This window comes from Micromonospora sp. NPDC048887, assembly GCF_040649715.1.
Taxonomy (GTDB): Bacteria; Actinomycetota; Actinomycetes; order Mycobacteriales; family Micromonosporaceae; genus Micromonospora.
The window spans coordinates 71,296-86,926 of sequence record NZ_JBEZGA010000012.1; the positions used below are offsets into that span (position 1 = coordinate 71,296).

At 73.7% G+C, this 15,631-nt stretch carries 20 protein-coding genes; 9 read left to right on the forward strand and 11 right to left on the reverse strand.

The window, feature by feature from the left end:
* Positions 1–666, forward strand: a 666-nt coding sequence (locus AB0C17_RS19410; RefSeq protein ID WP_357479676.1) for a DUF4192 domain-containing protein, incomplete at its 5' end; no start/stop codon positions are given.
* 65 nt (positions 667–731) lie between these two features.
* Here AB0C17_RS19410 and fdhD read toward each other — a convergent pair.
* The gene (gene fdhD / locus AB0C17_RS19415) at positions 732–1,583 is read right to left on the reverse strand and encodes a formate dehydrogenase accessory sulfurtransferase FdhD (protein WP_357382053.1); all 852 of its coding nucleotides are present in this window, start codon (positions 1,581–1,583) and stop codon (positions 732–734) included.
* A 243-nt stretch (positions 1,584–1,826) separates the two neighbouring features.
* Between fdhD and AB0C17_RS19420 the strand changes: the two genes are divergently transcribed.
* The 3 genes from AB0C17_RS19420 (at position 1,827) to AB0C17_RS19430 (ending at position 3,925) form a co-directional block, all read left to right on the forward strand.
* Positions 1,827–2,504 carry an NTP transferase domain-containing protein gene (locus AB0C17_RS19420; RefSeq protein ID WP_357479679.1) on the forward strand — a complete coding sequence of 226 codons (678 nt, stop codon included), beginning with the start codon at positions 1,827–1,829 and terminating at the stop codon, positions 2,502–2,504.
* Positions 2,501–2,758: a DUF6457 domain-containing protein gene (locus AB0C17_RS19425; protein ID WP_357382049.1), complete on the forward strand. Its 258-nt coding sequence runs from the start codon at positions 2,501–2,503 to the stop codon at positions 2,756–2,758. The genes AB0C17_RS19420 and AB0C17_RS19425 overlap by 4 nt, the downstream gene beginning before the upstream one ends.
* A gap of 66 nt (positions 2,759–2,824) precedes the next feature.
* Positions 2,825–3,925, forward strand: coding sequence for a hypothetical protein (locus tag AB0C17_RS19430; protein WP_357382047.1), 1,101 nt, complete (start codon positions 2,825–2,827; stop codon positions 3,923–3,925).
* A 6-nt stretch (positions 3,926–3,931) separates the two neighbouring features.
* Here AB0C17_RS19430 and AB0C17_RS19435 read toward each other — a convergent pair whose 3' ends face one another.
* The gene (locus AB0C17_RS19435; RefSeq protein ID WP_357479682.1) at positions 3,932–4,888 is read right to left on the reverse strand and encodes a zinc-binding dehydrogenase; all 957 of its coding nucleotides are present in this window, start codon (positions 4,886–4,888) and stop codon (positions 3,932–3,934) included.
* A gap of 55 nt (positions 4,889–4,943) precedes the next feature.
* Complete coding sequence (locus tag AB0C17_RS19440; RefSeq protein WP_013289323.1) at positions 4,944–5,402, reverse strand: Lrp/AsnC family transcriptional regulator; 459 nt, start codon at positions 5,400–5,402, stop codon at positions 4,944–4,946.
* Positions 5,403–5,461: 59 nt separating this feature from the next.
* On the opposite strand from AB0C17_RS19440, the gene ddaH reads away from it, so the two are divergent.
* The gene (gene ddaH / locus AB0C17_RS19445; RefSeq protein ID WP_357382043.1) at positions 5,462–6,295 is read left to right on the forward strand and encodes a dimethylargininase; all 834 of its coding nucleotides are present in this window, start codon (positions 5,462–5,464) and stop codon (positions 6,293–6,295) included.
* Between the two features lie 64 nt (positions 6,296–6,359).
* Here ddaH and AB0C17_RS19450 read toward each other — a convergent pair whose 3' ends face one another.
* Together AB0C17_RS19450 and AB0C17_RS19455 are read right to left on the reverse strand one after the other, a co-directional pair.
* Positions 6,360–7,583 carry an ABC transporter substrate-binding protein gene (locus AB0C17_RS19450; protein ID WP_357382042.1) on the reverse strand — a complete coding sequence of 408 codons (1,224 nt, stop codon included), beginning with the start codon at positions 7,581–7,583 and terminating at the stop codon, positions 6,360–6,362.
* A gap of 48 nt (positions 7,584–7,631) precedes the next feature.
* Positions 7,632–8,459: an alpha/beta hydrolase gene (locus AB0C17_RS19455; RefSeq protein ID WP_357479685.1), complete on the reverse strand. Its 828-nt coding sequence runs from the start codon at positions 8,457–8,459 to the stop codon at positions 7,632–7,634.
* Between the two features lie 58 nt (positions 8,460–8,517).
* On the opposite strand from AB0C17_RS19455, the gene AB0C17_RS19460 reads away from it, so the two are divergent.
* On the forward strand, positions 8,518–9,105 hold the full coding sequence (locus tag AB0C17_RS19460; protein WP_357479687.1) for a bacterial proteasome activator family protein: 588 nt from the start codon (positions 8,518–8,520) through the stop codon (positions 9,103–9,105).
* A 35-nt stretch (positions 9,106–9,140) separates the two neighbouring features.
* Here the strand turns inward: AB0C17_RS19460 and AB0C17_RS19465 are convergent, their stop codons facing one another.
* From AB0C17_RS19465 to AB0C17_RS19475, 3 genes are all read right to left on the reverse strand, one after another.
* On the reverse strand, positions 9,141–9,953 hold the full coding sequence (locus AB0C17_RS19465) for an HAD family hydrolase (protein WP_357382038.1): 813 nt from the start codon (positions 9,951–9,953) through the stop codon (positions 9,141–9,143).
* A complete protein-coding gene (locus tag AB0C17_RS19470; protein WP_357382036.1) occupies positions 9,953–10,774 on the reverse strand; it encodes an HAD family hydrolase in 822 nt (273 codons plus the stop codon). The genes AB0C17_RS19465 and AB0C17_RS19470 overlap by 1 nt, the downstream gene beginning before the upstream one ends.
* A 168-nt stretch (positions 10,775–10,942) precedes the next feature.
* On the reverse strand, positions 10,943–11,677 hold the full coding sequence (locus AB0C17_RS19475) for a hypothetical protein (RefSeq protein ID WP_357382034.1): 735 nt from the start codon (positions 11,675–11,677) through the stop codon (positions 10,943–10,945).
* 117 nt (positions 11,678–11,794) lie between these two features.
* On the opposite strand from AB0C17_RS19475, the gene AB0C17_RS19480 reads away from it, so the two are divergent.
* The 3 genes from AB0C17_RS19480 to AB0C17_RS19490 all read left to right on the forward strand — a co-directional run bounded on the left by AB0C17_RS19480 (position 11,795) and on the right by AB0C17_RS19490 (position 13,472).
* Positions 11,795–12,223 carry an OsmC family protein gene (locus AB0C17_RS19480; protein ID WP_013289315.1) on the forward strand — a complete coding sequence of 143 codons (429 nt, stop codon included), beginning with the start codon at positions 11,795–11,797 and terminating at the stop codon, positions 12,221–12,223.
* Positions 12,224–12,312: 89 nt separating this feature from the next.
* Positions 12,313–12,657 (forward strand): metallopeptidase family protein, encoded by a 345-nt coding sequence (locus tag AB0C17_RS19485; protein ID WP_262013027.1) that lies wholly within the window; start codon positions 12,313–12,315, stop codon positions 12,655–12,657.
* Positions 12,658–12,752: 95 nt separating this feature from the next.
* A complete protein-coding gene (locus AB0C17_RS19490) occupies positions 12,753–13,472 on the forward strand; it encodes an AIM24 family protein (RefSeq protein ID WP_064448083.1) in 720 nt (239 codons plus the stop codon).
* Between the two features lie 43 nt (positions 13,473–13,515).
* Here the strand turns inward: AB0C17_RS19490 and pheA are convergent, their stop codons facing one another.
* The 3 genes from pheA to AB0C17_RS19505 all read right to left on the reverse strand — a co-directional run bounded on the left by pheA (position 13,516) and on the right by AB0C17_RS19505 (position 15,558).
* On the reverse strand, positions 13,516–14,472 hold the full coding sequence (gene pheA, locus AB0C17_RS19495; RefSeq protein ID WP_357479692.1) for a prephenate dehydratase: 957 nt from the start codon (positions 14,470–14,472) through the stop codon (positions 13,516–13,518).
* A gap of 10 nt (positions 14,473–14,482) precedes the next feature.
* Complete coding sequence (locus AB0C17_RS19500; protein ID WP_357382028.1) at positions 14,483–15,025, reverse strand: hypothetical protein; 543 nt, start codon at positions 15,023–15,025, stop codon at positions 14,483–14,485.
* Between the two features lie 83 nt (positions 15,026–15,108).
* Entirely contained in the window at positions 15,109–15,558 is a 450-nt protein-coding gene (locus AB0C17_RS19505) for a hypothetical protein (protein ID WP_013289310.1), read from the reverse strand.
* Between the last annotated feature and the right edge of the window lie 73 nt (positions 15,559–15,631).

The window sequence follows — 15,631 nt, forward strand, 5'->3', positions numbered from 1 at the left end:
CTGGCGGACGGTCCCGCGTCGGACGGGGAGCCGCCGGTCCTGGCGGACGGTCCCGCGTCGGACGGGGAGCCGCCGGTCCTGGCGGACGGTCCCGCGTCGGACGGGGAGCCGCCGGTCCTGGCGGACGGTCCCGCGCCGGACGAGGTGTCGCTGGTTCCGGCCGAGGGTGCGGGTCCGGGCGGCGAGCCGTCGGTTCCGGCGGACAGAGCCGGATCGGGGGGTGAGCGTCGGGCCGTGCGGACGGCGGGCACGGCGGCTGTGCGAGCCGCGTTCCGCAGGCAGCGGCGCGGCGAGCGGCTGGACGACGACGAGGTGGCCTGGCTGACGGTGCTCCTCGCCCACGTGGCGGTGCGCGACCACGCCTGGTCCCGCACCGATGGCCGGGACGACGACATCAGCCTCTGGACGGACGTGCTGCGACGCGCCGAGCCGGACCTGACCGCCGCGCCGGGATGTCTGCTCGCGTTCGCCGCCTGGCGAGCCGGACACGGGGCCCTCGCGGCTGTCGCCCTGGAACGGGTGCTGTCCGCCCACCCCGGCTACTCGCTCGCGGTGCTGCTCGACGAGGCGCTCCGGCGCGGAGTCGCCCCGTCCGCGCTGGACGGGTGGCCCGGTTCCGACGACGGCGCGGTCCTGCGACGCCGCCGACGCCGGCCACGCCGGTAGCCGCCACCCGCCGCCGTGCGCGCCCGCTGAGCGGTCAGCACCGAGACGCACGCCCCGGTGAGCGGTCAGCCGATGCGCGCCGCGCCGGTGTAGACGTTCATTGTCGGCCCGCGCAGGAAGCCGACCAGCGTCATCCCCGCCTCCTCGGCCAGCTCGACCGCGAGCGTGCTGGGCGCGGACACCGCCGCGAGCAGCGGCACACCCGCCATCCACGCCTTCTGGGTGAGTTCGAAGCTGGCCCGTCCGGAGACCAGCAGCACATGCCCGGCCAGCGGCAGCCGCCCTTCCCGGGTGGCCCAGCCGAGCACCTTGTCCACCGCGTTGTGCCGCCCGACGTCCTCGCGCAGCACGACCAGCTCCCCGTCGGCGGTGAAGAGGCCGGCGGCGTGCAGGCCGCCGGTGCGGTCGAAGGCACGCTGCGCGGCGCGCAGCCGGTCCGGCAGCCCGGCCAGCAGCTCGGCGGTGACCACCAGTGGGTCGTCCCGCACCGGGAACTGCGAGCGGGTCCGCACCGACTCGATGCTCGCCTTGCCGCACACGCCGCACGAGCTGGTGGTGTAGAAGTTGCGCGACGGGTCGGTGACGGGCTCGGGCACGCCGGGCGAGAGCACCACGTCGACCACGTTGTAGGTGTTCGGGGTCTCCACCCCGGCGCAGAGCTGCGCGGTGTGCACGTCCTCCGCCGACCGGATCAGCCCTTCGGTGAGCAGGAAGCCGATCGCCAGGTCCAGGTCGTCGCCGGGCGTACGCATCGTCACCGCCAGCGGCCGGCGCCGGCCCGGACCGGCCGCACCGACGCGGATCTCCAGCGGCTCCTCCACGGCCAGGGTGTCCTGCCGCCGGATCCGCCCCCTGCCGTCCCCGGCCGCGCCGAGGTCGATCCGCAGCACACCACGCCGATCCGTCGCCCGTCCCATGCCGCCATCCTCCCCGGGCACCCCGCCGCCCGCACGTCGCCCCAGGTCTTCCCGCCTTCCCCGGCCCTCGGCCGGCCCCGGCCAGCCCTCGGCCCGATGATCGATACCAGTTCGGTGAAGTGGCGGTACCGGAGGCCTGGATTCCCCACCACTTCGGTGAGGAACAGTCGATGAACGCCGGACAACGCCGGGCGCCGGCCCGGGTGGGGAAGCGGCGGTTGTGGCTGTGGCTACTGTGAGGCGGTGACGGGGTACGCGGCGATCCTGCTCGCCGGTGGCGCGGCCCGGCGGATGGGCGGGGTGGACAAGCCGGCCCGTGCGGTCGGCGGCCGGCCGATGCTGCACCGGGTCCTGGACGCCGTGACCGACGCGGACCAGCGGATCGTGGTCGGCTCGTCCGGCCCGGTGCCCAGTGGAGTCCGGACGACCCGGGAGGAGCCGCCCGGTGGCGGTCCGGTGGCCGCCACGGCGGCCGGGTTGGCGCTGCTCGACCCGGGTACGACGACTGTCGCCCTGCTCGCCGCCGACCTGCCGCTGCTCACCGCCGCGGCGGTGGCCGAGCTGCGACGCGCCCTCGCCGCCCCGACCGCCGGGCCGGAAGACGCCCTGATCGCCGGGCCGGATGACGCGCTGGCCGCCGGACGGCAGGCGCTGGATGGGCCCGCCGTCGCGCTCGCCTGCTATGTGGACGGGGACGGCCGCCGTCAGCACCTCTGTGCCCTCTGGCGGGTGCCCGCTCTGCGGGCCGCCCTCGACCGGCTCGCCGCGACGCGCGACGGCTCGCTCGACGGTGCGCCGGTACGCGGGCTGCTCGCCGGGGTTCCGGTACGGGAGGTGTCCTGGTCCGGCTCAGGGCCGCCGCCCTGGTTCGACTGCGACACTGACGAGGACGTACGCCGGGCGGAGGAGTGGACGAGATGACGGTGCTTGACGACTGGGTGACGGCGGTCTGCGCCGAACTGGACCTGGACCCGGCGGGGGTGCCCGTGTCGGCAGTGCTCGACGTGGCCCGGGACGTGGCCCACCAGGTGGTCCGGCCCGGTGCGCCGGTCACCGCGTACCTGCTGGGGGTGGCGGTGGGGCGCGGCGCGGACCCGGCCGCGGCGGCCGAGCGGCTCATCGCCCTGGCCGGCTCCTGGCCGGTGGACCTGGGCGGTTCCACACCGAAGGAATAGCGCCTCGCGCGGGATTCGGTCCCCCTCGCGCCTGGGTAGGGTGGCGGGAACGGACGGAGGCGATCTATGACGGCAGACCACCCCTCGGCGCCGGAGCACCACGCCACCGGCGCCACGCCGGAGCACCACGAGCCGATCCTGCTCGACGAGCCGACCACTGCTGATCTCCGCGCCAAGGTCACCGAGGCCTGGCGCGAGTTCGCCCGGGCGCTCGCCGACCGGCTGCGCGGGCTGCCCACGGGCGGGCATCTGGAGGTGACGCTCGACCCGACCGCCTCGGGCACGGGGGACGCCGTCTACTCGGTGAGCGTGGACGCCGGCGAGGAGGGACGCCTCTCGGCCCGCGCGGTCGGCAACGCCACGCTGCCGCAGGGCTACCGGCTGGACCGGGCGGCGGTGGCCGACATGGTGGCGCTCGGCTGGTCACCGCCGGGTGTGGTGCCGGGCTCCGGCGAGCAGTTCGGGCTGGACTGCGGCGCCGACGAGGCGACCCGGCTGGCCGCCGTGCTGTCCCGGACGCTGCGCGACGTCTACGGCGCCCCGCATCCCGCCTTCCTGGTCTACCTGGTGCACGACACCGAGGGTGAGCCGTTGCCTGTGGAACCGCTCGGCACCGCTCGCAGCGAGTTCGGCCCGGACCGCGACGTCGAGGCCGACCTGGACGAGGCGCTGGCCGCGGCGGCGGCCGCCCAGGCCGGCGAGAACGACGTGCTGGCGCTGGCGGAGCGGGTCCGCACCGTCGTGTCGACGATGCTGAAGTCCACGTCCGACAAGCTCCAGGTCGACTCCGACGGTGACATAAACATCCGGGCCGGGTCGGCCATGGTCTTCGTCCGGGTGCGGGACAACCCGCCGCTGGTGGACGTCTTCTCGCCGGTGCTGACCGAGGTCGAGCCGACCGAGCGCCTGTATGTGAAGCTCTCCGAGTTGACCAACCGGATGCCGATCGGCCGGCTCTACTGCGCCGACGACACGGTGTGGGCGTCGATCCCGGTCTTCGGCCGCAACTTCCAGGCCACCCATCTGATGCTCGCGGTGCAGGTGATGACCGGTCTCGCCGACGAGCTGGACGACCGTCTGCACGGCGAGTTCGGCGGCAAGCGCTTCTTCGGCGAGGGCGACAAGCCGGCCCGGGCCGAGGACCACCGCACCGGCATGTACCTCTGAGCCGGATCAGCGTACGTCGAGCAGGGTCTTGCCGACGGTCTCCCGCGCCTCGATCGCGGCGTGCGCGGCGGCGGCCCGGTCCAGCGGGAAGCGCTGCCCGATCAGGGGGCGCAGCCGTCCGGCGGCGCCCTCGGCGAGCGCCGCCTCGGTGAGGGCGCGCAGCTCGTCCGGGCCGGGTCGTGGGCTCAGCAGCGTGACGCCGCGTGCGGCGGCCGCCTCGGCCGGGATGTCCGCCCAGGTGCCGCCGGCCAGCCCGAAGCTGAGCATCCGCCCGCCGCGGTCCAGCAGGCCGAACGCCTCCCGGGCGATCGACCCGCCGACGCCGTCGAACACCACGTCGACCGCGCCGACGGCGTCCCGGACGCGGTCGGTCCAGCCGGCCTGCCGGTAGTCGACCACCACGTCGAGGCCGGCGGCGCGGAGCAGGTCGACCTTGCGGGCGCCACCGGCGGCGGCCACCACCGTCGCCCCGGCCGCCGCCGCCGACTGCGTGAGCAGCGACCCGACGCCACCGGCCGCCGCCTCGACCAGGACCCGGTCACCCCGCCGCAGCCCGGCAGCCCGCGCCAGCATGAGGGCGGTCCGGCCGTCGGCCATCAGCGCCACCGCCGCGTCCAGCGGCAACCCCGGGGGTACGGGGACCGGCGCGGCCTGGTCGACCACGACGCGCTCGGCGTACCCGCCGGTGCCGCCGGTGGCGGTGACCACGACGCGGCCGGCGAGCGCCGGGTCGGCGTCCGGTCCCAGCGCGGTGATCGTGCCGCCGACCCCGTTGCCGGGGATCACCGGCAGTTCGGCGCCGAACGGCCCGAAGCCGCTGGCCCGGAACATCGTCTCGACGAACGTGATGTTCGCGTGTGCCACGTCGACGAGCACCTGGCCCGGTCCGGGTGCCGGGTCGGGTGCCGTCCCGGGCACGAGCACCTCCGGTCCGCCGAACTCCCGCAGCCACACCGCACGCATACCGCCTCCTCGTCTTCCGCCGGACACGAGTGCACGACATGAAGCGAGGTTGAGGTCAAGGGGTGGACGGCCCGACGCCCGGGGACTCGACCAGCCGGGAGAGCACGATGGTGCTGCGGGACGAGGTGACGAACGATTCGGCGCGCAGCCGTTCCAGCGCCTCCTCCAGGTGGGAGATGTCCGCGGCGCGCAGGTGCACGAGCGCGTCCGCCTCCCCGGAGACGGTGTACGCGCCGACCACCTCGGGATGCCGGCGGGCGGCGGCGCCGATCTGCGCCGGTGTGGTCCGGCCGGCGCAGAACAGCTCGACGAACGCCTCGGTGGTCCAGCCGACCGCGGCCGGGTCGACGACGGCGGTGAACCCCCGGATCACCCCGGCGGATCGGAGGCGGTCGACCCGTCGCTTGACGGCGGGGGCGGAGAGTGACACCCGGCTGCCGATGTCCGCGTACGAGGCGCGAGCATCCGCGACGAGTAGCGCAATGATTCGCTGGTCAACCGCGTCAATCTGCAACGTTCTGCTCCCCGGAAGCAATGCTTTTGGCTGTTACCAAAGTTGTACCGTACCTACTCTTGGTGACCGTGAACCAGCAGCGAGTCCCGCGAAAGCGGACATATCTCATGTGCTCGCCCGAGCACTTCACGGTCGAATACGCGATCAACCCGTGGATGGACGTGACCACGCCGGTCGACGCCGACCTGGCGGTCAAGCAGTGGGACCGGCTGCGGGAGACGCTCGTCGGGCTGGGGCACGAGGTGCACCTGCTCACCCCCGAGGCGGGCCTGCCGGACATGGTCTACGCCGCGAACGGCGCCTTCGTGGTCGACGGCACCGCCTACGGCGCCCGGTTCAAGCACGAGCAGCGGTCCGCCGAGGCTGCCGCGCACCGGGCGTTCTACGAGGAGCGGGGCTGGCGGTTCATCGCACCGAGCGAGACGAACGAGGGCGAGGGTGACTTCGCGTACCTGCCGGACGCGCACGGCGGCCTGATCCTCGCCGGCTACGGCTTCCGGACCGAGCCGGCCGCGCACGCCCAGGCGCAGGAGGCGCTCGGCCGGCCGGTGGTCTCGTTGCACCTGGTCGATCCGCGCTTCTACCACCTGGACGTCGCGCTGGCCTCGATCGACGACGAGAACATCGTCTACTACCCGGGCGCCTTCTCCCACGCCAGCCAGCAGGTGCTGGCCCAGCTCTTCCCGGACGCGATCGTCGCGGACGACGAGGACGCGCTGGCGTTCGGCCTGAACCTGGTCAGCGACGGGCTCAACGTGGTGCTGAACAACGAGGCGACCCGGCTGGCCGGCACGCTGAAGGCGGCCGGCTACCACCCGGTCGGAGTGGAACTGGCCGAGCTGAAGAAGGGCGGCGGCAGCGTGAAGTGCTGCGTCGCCGAGCTGCGGCACTGAGCCGGCGCGGACGAAGGGCGGTCTCCCCGCGGGGAGACCGCCCTTCGACGTGTACGGGCGCCGGTCAGCCCAGCGTGGCCAGTTCGTTGATCACGACGTTGGAGAGCAGCCGGCCGTCGGTCTGCACCCGGCGCAGGTACCACTTCTGCTGGGGGGTACGCGTCTGGTTGAACTGCCAGGTGCCGCGCGGGCTGTCCACCTGACCGATCTTGCCGAGCGCCAGGTTGACCTGCTGCGGCGACGGGTTAGCCCCGGCCAGCCGGATCGCCTTGTCCAGCACCAGCGCGGCGTCGTAGGAGGCCATCGCGTACGTGGTCGGCGCCGAGTTGAACGTCTTCCGGTACGCGGAGGCGAAGATCCGGTTCGCGGTGTTGTTGAGGTCGGCCGAGTAGTTCAGCGCGGTCTCGATGCCGTACGACTGGATCAGCTTGCGCTCGCGGCCCTTCTCCCCGTCGTCGAGCTGGTCGAGCGCGGTGCCCTCGGTGAGGAACCCGGGGGCGTAGATCGGTCCCCGGTAGCCCTGGGCGTAGAGCTGCTTGACGAACTGCACGGCCTGCGCGCCGGAGTAGTGGCAGAAGACCGCGTCCGGCTTGCGCCCGAGCGCCTTGCGGATCGGCCCGGAGTAGAGCGTCCGGGAGGGGTTGGGGTCGTCGTCGGTGAAGATCGGGTCCTCGGTGAGCCGGCGGCCCCGCTCGTACGCGCGCCGCAGCCCTTCGACGACGTCCTGGCTGCCCGGGCCGCGGGTGCCGAAGATGGCGATCCGGCTCGACGCGTCCAGCTTCTGGCGCAGGTACTCGCCGAGCGCCTCGCCGGGCTCGGTCAGGACGTACGACGTGCGCCAGATGTAGACCACACCCTGGAGCGTCGACGGGGAGGCGTTGGAGCCGAGCAGCGGCACCCGGGCCTCTTCGACGGCGTCCTTGATCCCGGTCATCACGGTCGGGCTGACCACGCCGGTGAGCGCGAGCACGCCCTCTTTGAGCAGCCGGTCGACGGCGGCCTTGCCGGTGGCGGCGGTGTCGCCCTCCTCGGCGGTCACGAGCGTGACCGGGTGGCCGGCGATCTGCTGGCCGCGCATGCTGAGGAAGAGCTGGAAGCCGTTGGTGATCTCGTCGCCGATGGCCTTGTTCGCCCCGCTGCCGGGCACGATCAGCCCGACTTTGATCGGGCTGCCGGATCCGGCCTGCTCTCCGGAGTCGTCGTCACCGGAGCCGCAGCCCGCCGCCAGTCCGGTGGTACCCAGCGCGGCCAGCAGTTGCAGCGCCCGCCTGCGGTTCATCTGTGCCACCGATTTCCTTCCCGACGGGGTGGCCATGGTGCACACCCCTTCGGCGTTCTACCTGCTCGGCGACGCTGCGTCAATGCCTTGAAGATCATCGTGAAGCGACCGCAACGCCTTGATGACCAGGGGCCAGGCGGTGGAGCCCGGGGCGATGAGTCCGAAATGCTCGCATTCGGGCAGCTCAACGAGCGTGGCGGAGCCGCCGGCGGCCCGATCGGCGGCCACCCAGGACCGGCTGATCGCCACCGGGACCTGGACGTCCGCCTCACCATGAACGACTACCGTACGTGTGCGAACGGGCACCAATGCCGATGGATCCGCCGCCGCGTACCGGTCCGGCACCTCCTCCGGGCCGCCGCCGAGCAGCGCGGCCACCGCACCCCCGTCCAGGTCCAGCCGGTACGCCTGCGCGAGGTCGGCAACCGGTGCCAGCGCGAGTACCCCGCCGACCGTCTCCGGGGCCTGCGCGGCCACGTACAGGGCCAGGTGCCCGCCCGCGGAGTGACCGACCAGGATCGGCGGCACCGGCGCCACCCGGCCGGGCAGCGCGGCGGCGGCCAGCTCCGGCAGCGCGGCGATCCCGGCGCGGACGTCGGTGAGCGTGTGCGGCCAGCCACCGCCCGGCCGGCCGGTCCGGCGGTACTCGATCTGCGCGACGGGGTGTCCGAGCGCGGCGAGCGCCGCCGCCATCGGACCGGTGTGGCTACGGTCGTACTCCGCCCGCCAGAAGCCGCCGTGCACCACGACCACCAGCGGCCGGGGTGGCCCGTCGCCGGCCGGCCGGCGCAGGTCGGCGCACTGGTCCGGGTGGTCGCCGTAGGCGACTGTGGCATTCGGGGGCGGGGACGGGCGGGTCAGCACCTCACGCGGGTCGGAGAGCATGCGGCGACGGTAGCGCCCCGGAGGTCCGGCCGCGTGCACCTGGTTCGCGTGGGTAAAGATGGGTGCCATGACCGAAGCGCACTCTGCCGGACACGACGAACAGGGCAACGATGGCATCCCCGGCACCGTGGTGGTGGTCGGGCCGGACGGCCGCCCGGTCGGCACGGTGCAGACCGACGAGGGCAAGGGCGAGGACCCGACCCGCCTGGTCGAGCAGCCGGCCAAGGTGATGCGGATCGGCAGCATGATCAAGCAGCTGCTGGAGGAGGTGAAGGCCGCGCCGCTGGACGACGCCAGCCGGAACCGGATGCGGGAGATCCACGAACGCTCGATCGTCGAGCTGAAGGAGGGCCTCGCCCCCGAGCTGCGCGAGGAGCTGGAGCGGATCTCCCTGCCGTTCACCGAGCAGCAGACGCCGAGCGAGGGCGAGCTGCGCATCGCGCACGCCCAGCTCGTGGGGTGGCTGGAAGGGCTGTTCCACGGCATCCAGGCCGCGCTCGTGGCCCAGCAGATGGCCGCCCGCGTCCAGCTGGAGCAGATGCGTTCCGGCCGTCAGGCGCTGCCCAGCGGCCCGGGCGGCGTGATCCCGGGCATGCCCGGGATGCCCGGGAGCGCCGAGGGCCACGCGCCCGGCCAGTACCTGTGACCCGCCGGCCGGGGCGCGTGAGGCGCCCCGGCCGCTCAGTCCACCCCGAAGACCTTCTCCAGGTACGCCGCCACACCGTCCTCGGTGTTCGGCCCGGTGACCTCGTGTGCGATCTCCCGTACGGTCGGGTGGGCGTTGGCGACCGCCACCGCCCGCCCGGCCCAGGCCAGCATCGGCACGTCGTTCGGCATGTCGCCGAAGGCCAGCACGTCCCGCTCGTCGACGCCCAGCCGCTCCGCGTACCAGGCCAGGCCGGCCGCCTTCGTCACGCCGGCGGCGGAGATCTCGATCAGCCCGCTGTACGACGAGTGCGTCGCCTCGGCCAGCCCTTCCAGCGCGCCCGCCACCACCCGCACGAAGACGTCCGGGTCCTGCTCACCGGCCCGCGCCAGCAGCTTCACCGCGGGCGCGGCGAGCAGCTCCTCCGGCGACTCGACTGCCCGGATCGCGTCGTGGTCGGCGTCCCAGCGCAGCGGGTAGTCCGCCTCGTGCCGCATCTGCCGGCTGTCCACGATCTCCACGGCGAGGCTCACGCCGGGCACCTCGGCCCGCAGCCGCCGGGCCACCTCGGCCAGCAACTCCGGGGCGAGCGGGTCGGCCCGCAGCACCTGGTCGGTGTCCGGGTCGTACACCACCGCGCCGTTGGCGCAGATCGCCGGCAGCGGCTCGGCGAGCTGCTCGTACACGAGCTGGAGCCAGCGGATCGGACGGCCGGTGACCAGGACCACCGGTGTGCCGGCGGCGGCGACCCGGGCCAGCACCGCGGCGGTACGCGGGCTGAGCGTCCGGTCGTCGCGCAGCAGCGTGCCGTCGATGTCGCTGGCGACGAGGCGAGGGGTTTCCTGCATCACCGGGACAGTAGTCGGTCCAGGTAGACGGCCACGCCGTCGTCGTCGTTGCGCAGGGTGACCTCGTCCGCCGCGGCGCGCACCTCCGGGTGGGCGTTCGCCACCGCCACCCGCGCCCACCCCGCCCAGCCGAACATCGGCAGGTCGTTCGGCTGGTCGCCGAAGACCAGCACGTCGGCCGGGTCCACGCCGAGCCGCTCGGCGACCACGCTCAGCCCGCTGGCCTTGTCCGTGCGCGGCGGGCAGATCTCGATGAAGCCGAGCCCGGCCTGGGTGAGCGTGGCAACCTCCGGTGGCACGACCGCGCGGGCCGCCGCCAGCAGTTCGTCGACGTGGTGGTCGGCGGTCCGCGCGAACGCCTTGATCACGTCGCAGGACAGGCACTCCATCCGGCTGCGCGCCTCGAACCGGTCCGGGTAGGGCCAGCTCGGGTGGTAGTCGCCCCACAGCGGCGCGTCGTGCTCGTCCGACGCCTCCACCATCACCGTCAGCGGACCGACCGCCGCCTCCAGGTCGGTGAGGATCCGGGCCAGCACCTCACCGGGCAGGCGCTCGTCGCGCAGCACCAGCGGCCCCTCGGGGTCGCTCTGGTCCACCACCCGGCCGCCGCCGGCCATCACCAGGAAGTCGGCGGCCCGGATGTCGTTGCGGGTGAGTTCGGTCAGGCGCGGTCCGCGGCCGGTCGCGCCGACCACCGGGATCCCGGCGGACCGCACCCGGTCCAGCACCCGATGGGTGTACGCGGAGACGGTCTCGTCGCTGCGGACGAGCGTGCCGTCGAGGTCGGTGGCGATCAGCTTGGGCAGTCCCGGGCGGGTCATGGTTCCTCCTTCGCCCGCCGCCGTCACGCCGGCCGACCAGGTCCTCGGTGCCGCGACCATGGGACGGCGGGCAGCAACCGTATCTCGCGCGACGGGCGGCAACCACGGCTTTCCGGCGAATCGGCGGCGAAGCCCCGGTGGCCGGCGTACGCCCTGCCGGGGCTTGGCTCAGCGGGACCGGTCGGGGTCGGCGAACGGCGTCGTGGGCTGCACAGTCAGGTCCGCCGGGGCGGGGGGCAGATCGTCCTCGTCCGCCCGGCGGCCACGGCCGGGCCGCTCCCCGTCCGGCTCCGCGTCGCCGGTCACACCGCCGGCCGCCCGGCCGGCCAGGTACAGCGCGCCCGCCAGCAGCGCGACGGCGACGAACGCGCTGACCAGGCCGCGTCCGTGCTCGACCTGGAGGCGCTGCTCACCGACGAAGAACAGGATGCGCCGGGCGATCTGTTCGAGGGAGGCGGCGGTCGCGACGAGCACCCCGAGCACGCCCGCGGCAAGACCCAGCCCGGCCAGCCGGGCCTGCTGCCGTACCGCCGGGGTGCCGCGCAGCGCCAGCGCCACCGCCACCGACAGCCCGAGCACACCCACCAGGTACGCCGTCCCGAACCCGCCGATGTCGGAGATGCCGTTCGTCAGCCGGGTGGGTGTCTCGCCGCCCCGGACTTCGGCCGGCACCGCGATCACCAGCCACTCGCCGATCAGCGAGGCGACAGCGGCCACCGCGCCGAGCCCGGTGAGCACCGTCGGCAGGCGACGGTCCCGGCTCAGCGCGGCTAGCGAGCGCCCGGCCCGGCCGGACGACTCCGGCTCGGCGTCGCCCCACTCGACGATCGTGGTGTCGTCGGACCTGTTGTCCTGCATGGGGATCCGCTTGTCCTGCCGGGGAACGGGGAGATCCTGCGACATGGCCACCCTTCCCGTACGCGGGCCTGGGTCGAATCATGGCACAGCCCGCGCCCGCCGGCCGGGATCGCGACCCGAGGTCCGGTGCGGTGCGGCCCGCTTTCGGTTAGCGTCGGTGCCATGCCTATCCGTACCGCATCCGCTCGCTGGCAGGGCAACCTCACCGAGGGGTCCGGCACCGTCCGCACCGGCAAGGGCGGCCTGTCCGGCAACTACTCCTTCAAGTCGCGCTTCGAGGAGGGCGAGGGCACCAACCCCGAGGAGCTGATCGGCGCCGCGCACGCCGGCTGCTTCTCGATGGCCCTCTCCAAGCAGCTCGCCGACGCCGGCGCCCAGGAGACGGCGGTGGAGACCACCGCCAAGGTGCACTTCGACAAGACCGACGCCGGCATGACAGTGACCCGCATCGACCTGGAGACCGTGGGGCAGGTTCCGGGCATCGACCAGGCCGAGTTCACCAAGCTCGCCGAGGCGGCCAAGGAGAACTGCCCGATCTCCCGGCTGCTGTCGCCGGGCGCGCAGATCACGCTGAACGCCCGTCTGGCCTGACATCGCGTACGGCACGGCGGGGGTGTCCTGCGGGACGCCCTCGCCGTGCGGTGTGCCCGATCCGGAGGGAGTGACCGGGCCGCGTGGCCGTGGAGATGAGCCGGGACCGGTTCGAGGAACTGGTCGGCGAGGCGCTCGACGAGGTACCCGAGGAACTGCTCGGGTTGATGAGCAACGTGGTCATCCTGGTGGAGGACGACCCGCCGCCGGGTGAGGACCTGCTCGGCCTGTACGAGGGGCACGCGCTCACCTCTCGCGGCTGGGACTACTCCGGCGTGCTGCCCGACCGCATCCTGATCTACCGCAACCCGATCCTGGCGATCTGCGACACCGACGACGACGTCGTCGACGAGGTCGCGATCACAGTGGTGCACGAGATCGCCCACCACTTCGGCATCGACGACGAGCGCCTGCACGCCCTGGGCTGGGGCTGACCGGCCTCCGGCACGTCCCCGCCCGGCTGATCCCGGCGGTTGCGCCGGTCCCCTAACCTGCGGATCAGGCAGATCCTGATGCAGGAGGAAAACCCATGCGCAGCGCGCTGTTCTCCGCGGAGAACCTTGAGAAGGAGTCCCAGCAGCCGGGCATGCGGTTGCAGAACTCCAAGATGCTGAAGATCGAGTTGAACGGCGAGGCGATGGCCCGGGTCGGCTCGATGGTCGCCTACCAGGGGCAGGTGCAGTTCCAGGCGCTCGGCTCCGGCGGCATCGGCAAGTTCATCAAGCAGCGGCTCACCGGTGAGGGCGTGCCGCTGATGAAGGTCTCCGGGCGCGGTGACGTCTTCCTCGCCGACTTCGCCAAGGACGTGCACGTCATCGACCTGGAGCCCGGCGACGCGCTGTCCATCAACGGCTCCAGCGTGCTGGCGTTCGACTCGACGCTCCAGTACGACATCAAGATGGTCGGCGGTGCCGGTTTCGCGTCCTCGTCCGGCCTGTTCAACTGCGTCTTCACCGGCCACGGCCGGATCGCCATCACCACAAAGGGCACTCCGGTGGTGCTCAACGTGGACGCCCCGACGTACGTGGACCCGCAGGCGGCCGTCTGCTGGTCGGCGAACCTCCAGACCGGCTACCACCGCGCCGAGCAGCTCGGCCTCGGCACGCTGCTCGGCCGCAGCACCGGTGAGGCGTTCACGATGAGCTTCGCCGGTCAGGGCTTCGTCGTGGTCCAGCCCTCGGAGGAGCCTCCGGTGGCCGGCAGCGGCTCCCAGCAGCAGGGCGGCGTGCTCGGCGGCCTGTTGCAGTGACCGCCCGGTGCCCGGGGCGTCCGCCGAGGTCGCCCCGGGCCGGTCAGCTCAGCTCACCGGCCCGCAGCCGGGCCACCCAGGCCGCCGCGTCGGCGTAGTCGGCGTCGGTGAGCCCCGGCGGCACCGGCGTCTGCTGGTCACCCGCCGCCGTGCTCCAGCGGTGCCGGGGGTACGACCCCAGGAACCGAACGTCCGCGCAGACCCGGCGCAGCCCCTGCAACGCCTCGCCGAGGCGTACGTCGGCGACGTGCCCGGCACAGTCCAGGAAGAACACGTAGCGGCCGAGCGCCTCGCCGGTCGGGCGGGACTCGATCCGGGTCATGTTCACGCCGCGTACCGCCAGCTCCATCAGCACCGCGAGCAGCGCGCCCACCCGGTCGTGGGCGAGGAACACCGCGAGCGAGGTGAGGTCGTCGCCGGTGGGCGGCGGGGGCGGCCCGGGGCGGGCCACGAGCGCGAACCGGGTCACCGCGTCCGAGTGGTCGGCGATCTTGTCGGCGAGCACCGCCAACCGGTGCCGGCTCGCGCCGATCGGGGCGCAGATGGCGGCGTCGTACTCGCCACCGGCCGCCCCGGCCGCGGCGGCGCCGTTGGAGAGCACGTCGACCACTGTGGCGTCGGGCAGGTGCTCCCGCAGCCAGCCCCGGCACTGGGTGGACGCCTGTGGGTGGGCCGCGACGGCGCGGACGTCGGACAGCGTGGTGCCGGCGCGGGCGGCCAGCACGAACTCCACCGGCAGGACCACCTCGCGGGTGATCACCAGCGGGTCGCCCTCGACCAGTTCGTCGAGCGTCACCCCGACCGCGCCGCCGATGGAGTTCTCCAGCGGCACCAGTGCCGCGTCCGCCTCTCCGGCGCGTACCGCGTCGAGCGCCTCGCCGACGCTGCGGGCGGGTGTGCGGTCCCCGCGCTCGGCGGCGGGCACCGTGCGCAGCGCCTGCTCGGCGAAGGTGCCCTCGGGGCCCAGGTAGACGAAGCGGGTCGGCGGTGTTCCCGGCATGCCGACCAGCCTACGCACCCGGCGTGCCGTCGCAGGCCAGGGTACGGATGCCGGCCGGTGCCACGGTCCGCACCTCGATGCCGCACACGTCGGTGCCGGCGGTGACCAGCCTCGGCGTGCCGGTCTCGCCGCGCGTGACCACCTGCAACTCCTCGTGCCCGGGGACGGTCAGCACGGTGTACTGCCAACCGTCGGCGCAGAGCGGACCGGTCGCCACCGTGACCCGGACGTCGCGGGGCAGCACGCCTGCGGAGCCGCGCAGCAGCGCGACGATCCGGTCGCCGGAGGGCCGCCCCCGGCAGGGCACCGCCGACGACGGCACGGACGGGGAGAGCGTGGGCGGGAGGACGGGCGCCGGTGGGGTGGGGGTGGCGCTCGGGGTCGGCGTGGCGGACGCCGTCGGGGCCGGTACGGGCGTGGCCGCGGCGGGTGGTGGTGCGCGCAGTTCGGGTGGTGTGCCGCAGGCGGCGAGGGCGAGCAGCGTCAGCAGCGCCAGCGGGCGGTGGCGGCGTCGGGGCTGTGGGGTGCGGGGCACGGGGGCGTCCTCGGGCATCGAGGGGTGTCGTCGTGTGGTGGGGCCGAGGCCATCGTAGGATGATGACCGGCCCGGGTGAAGGGCGTGGCTCTCGTCGCCGGTCAGACTGCGGAGAGGAAGGTGAGCGAGCCGGCCACCGCGCCGTCGGTGAGCACCGGCGTGGAGATGGCGTCGACCGTCCGGCCGGCGTCGGAGCCGGGCCCCTGCACGCGCAGCAGGCCGCGGGCGAGCCGCCCGGAGTGCAGCGCCAGCAACGGCGGGATCTTGTCGGTCTCCTGCTCGGTCAGCTCGCTCGGGCTGGCCGTGAAGTCGACCAGGCGCAGGCCACCCTCCAGCAGCGGCAGGCCGATGACGTCCTCCGGGGCGCCCAGGCAGAGCAGGTCGCAGCCGGACGAGGAGATCGCCACCACAGTGGTGCCGGCGTCGATCAGCAGGCACGGCTCGGCGGCCCGGGAGACCATGCCGGACCACTGCCCGAAGTTGTCGGACTCCTGCTCGGTGGATGCCGCGGGCGCGAACACTTCCGAGAGTGAGAGTTCGACGTGGGCCACCGCGCCTCCTATGTACACCGACGGTCTGTCCACGCTAGCCGGTCGGTGCGGCGGAAGCATCGGCTGCCGGGCG

Coding starts and splice junctions, on each gene's coding strand:
- fdhD (WP_357382053.1), bottom strand. CDS start 1,583: ATGGGACGGGCGACGGATCGGCGTGGTGTGCTGCGGATCGACCTCGGC.
- AB0C17_RS19425 (WP_357382049.1), top strand. CDS start 2,501: ATGACGGTGCTTGACGACTGGGTGACGGCGGTCTGCGCCGAACTGGAC.
- AB0C17_RS19430 (WP_357382047.1), top strand. CDS start 2,825: ATGACGGCAGACCACCCCTCGGCGCCGGAGCACCACGCCACCGGCGCC.
- AB0C17_RS19435 (WP_357479682.1), bottom strand. CDS start 4,888: ATGCGTGCGGTGTGGCTGCGGGAGTTCGGCGGACCGGAGGTGCTCGTG.
- AB0C17_RS19455 (WP_357479685.1), bottom strand. CDS start 8,459: ATGCTCTCCGACCCGCGTGAGGTGCTGACCCGCCCGTCCCCGCCCCCG.
- AB0C17_RS19460 (WP_357479687.1), top strand. CDS start 8,518: ATGGGTGCCATGACCGAAGCGCACTCTGCCGGACACGACGAACAGGGC.
- AB0C17_RS19465 (WP_357382038.1), bottom strand. CDS start 9,953: ATGCAGGAAACCCCTCGCCTCGTCGCCAGCGACATCGACGGCACGCTG.
- AB0C17_RS19470 (WP_357382036.1), bottom strand. CDS start 10,774: ATGACCCGCCCGGGACTGCCCAAGCTGATCGCCACCGACCTCGACGGC.
- AB0C17_RS19475 (WP_357382034.1), bottom strand. CDS start 11,677: ATGTCGCAGGATCTCCCCGTTCCCCGGCAGGACAAGCGGATCCCCATG.
- AB0C17_RS19480 (WP_013289315.1), top strand. CDS start 11,795: ATGCCTATCCGTACCGCATCCGCTCGCTGGCAGGGCAACCTCACCGAG.
- AB0C17_RS19490 (WP_064448083.1), top strand. CDS start 12,753: ATGCGCAGCGCGCTGTTCTCCGCGGAGAACCTTGAGAAGGAGTCCCAG.
- pheA (WP_357479692.1), bottom strand. CDS start 14,472: ATGCCGGGAACACCGCCGACCCGCTTCGTCTACCTGGGCCCCGAGGGC.
- AB0C17_RS19500 (WP_357382028.1), bottom strand. CDS start 15,025: ATGCCCGAGGACGCCCCCGTGCCCCGCACCCCACAGCCCCGACGCCGC.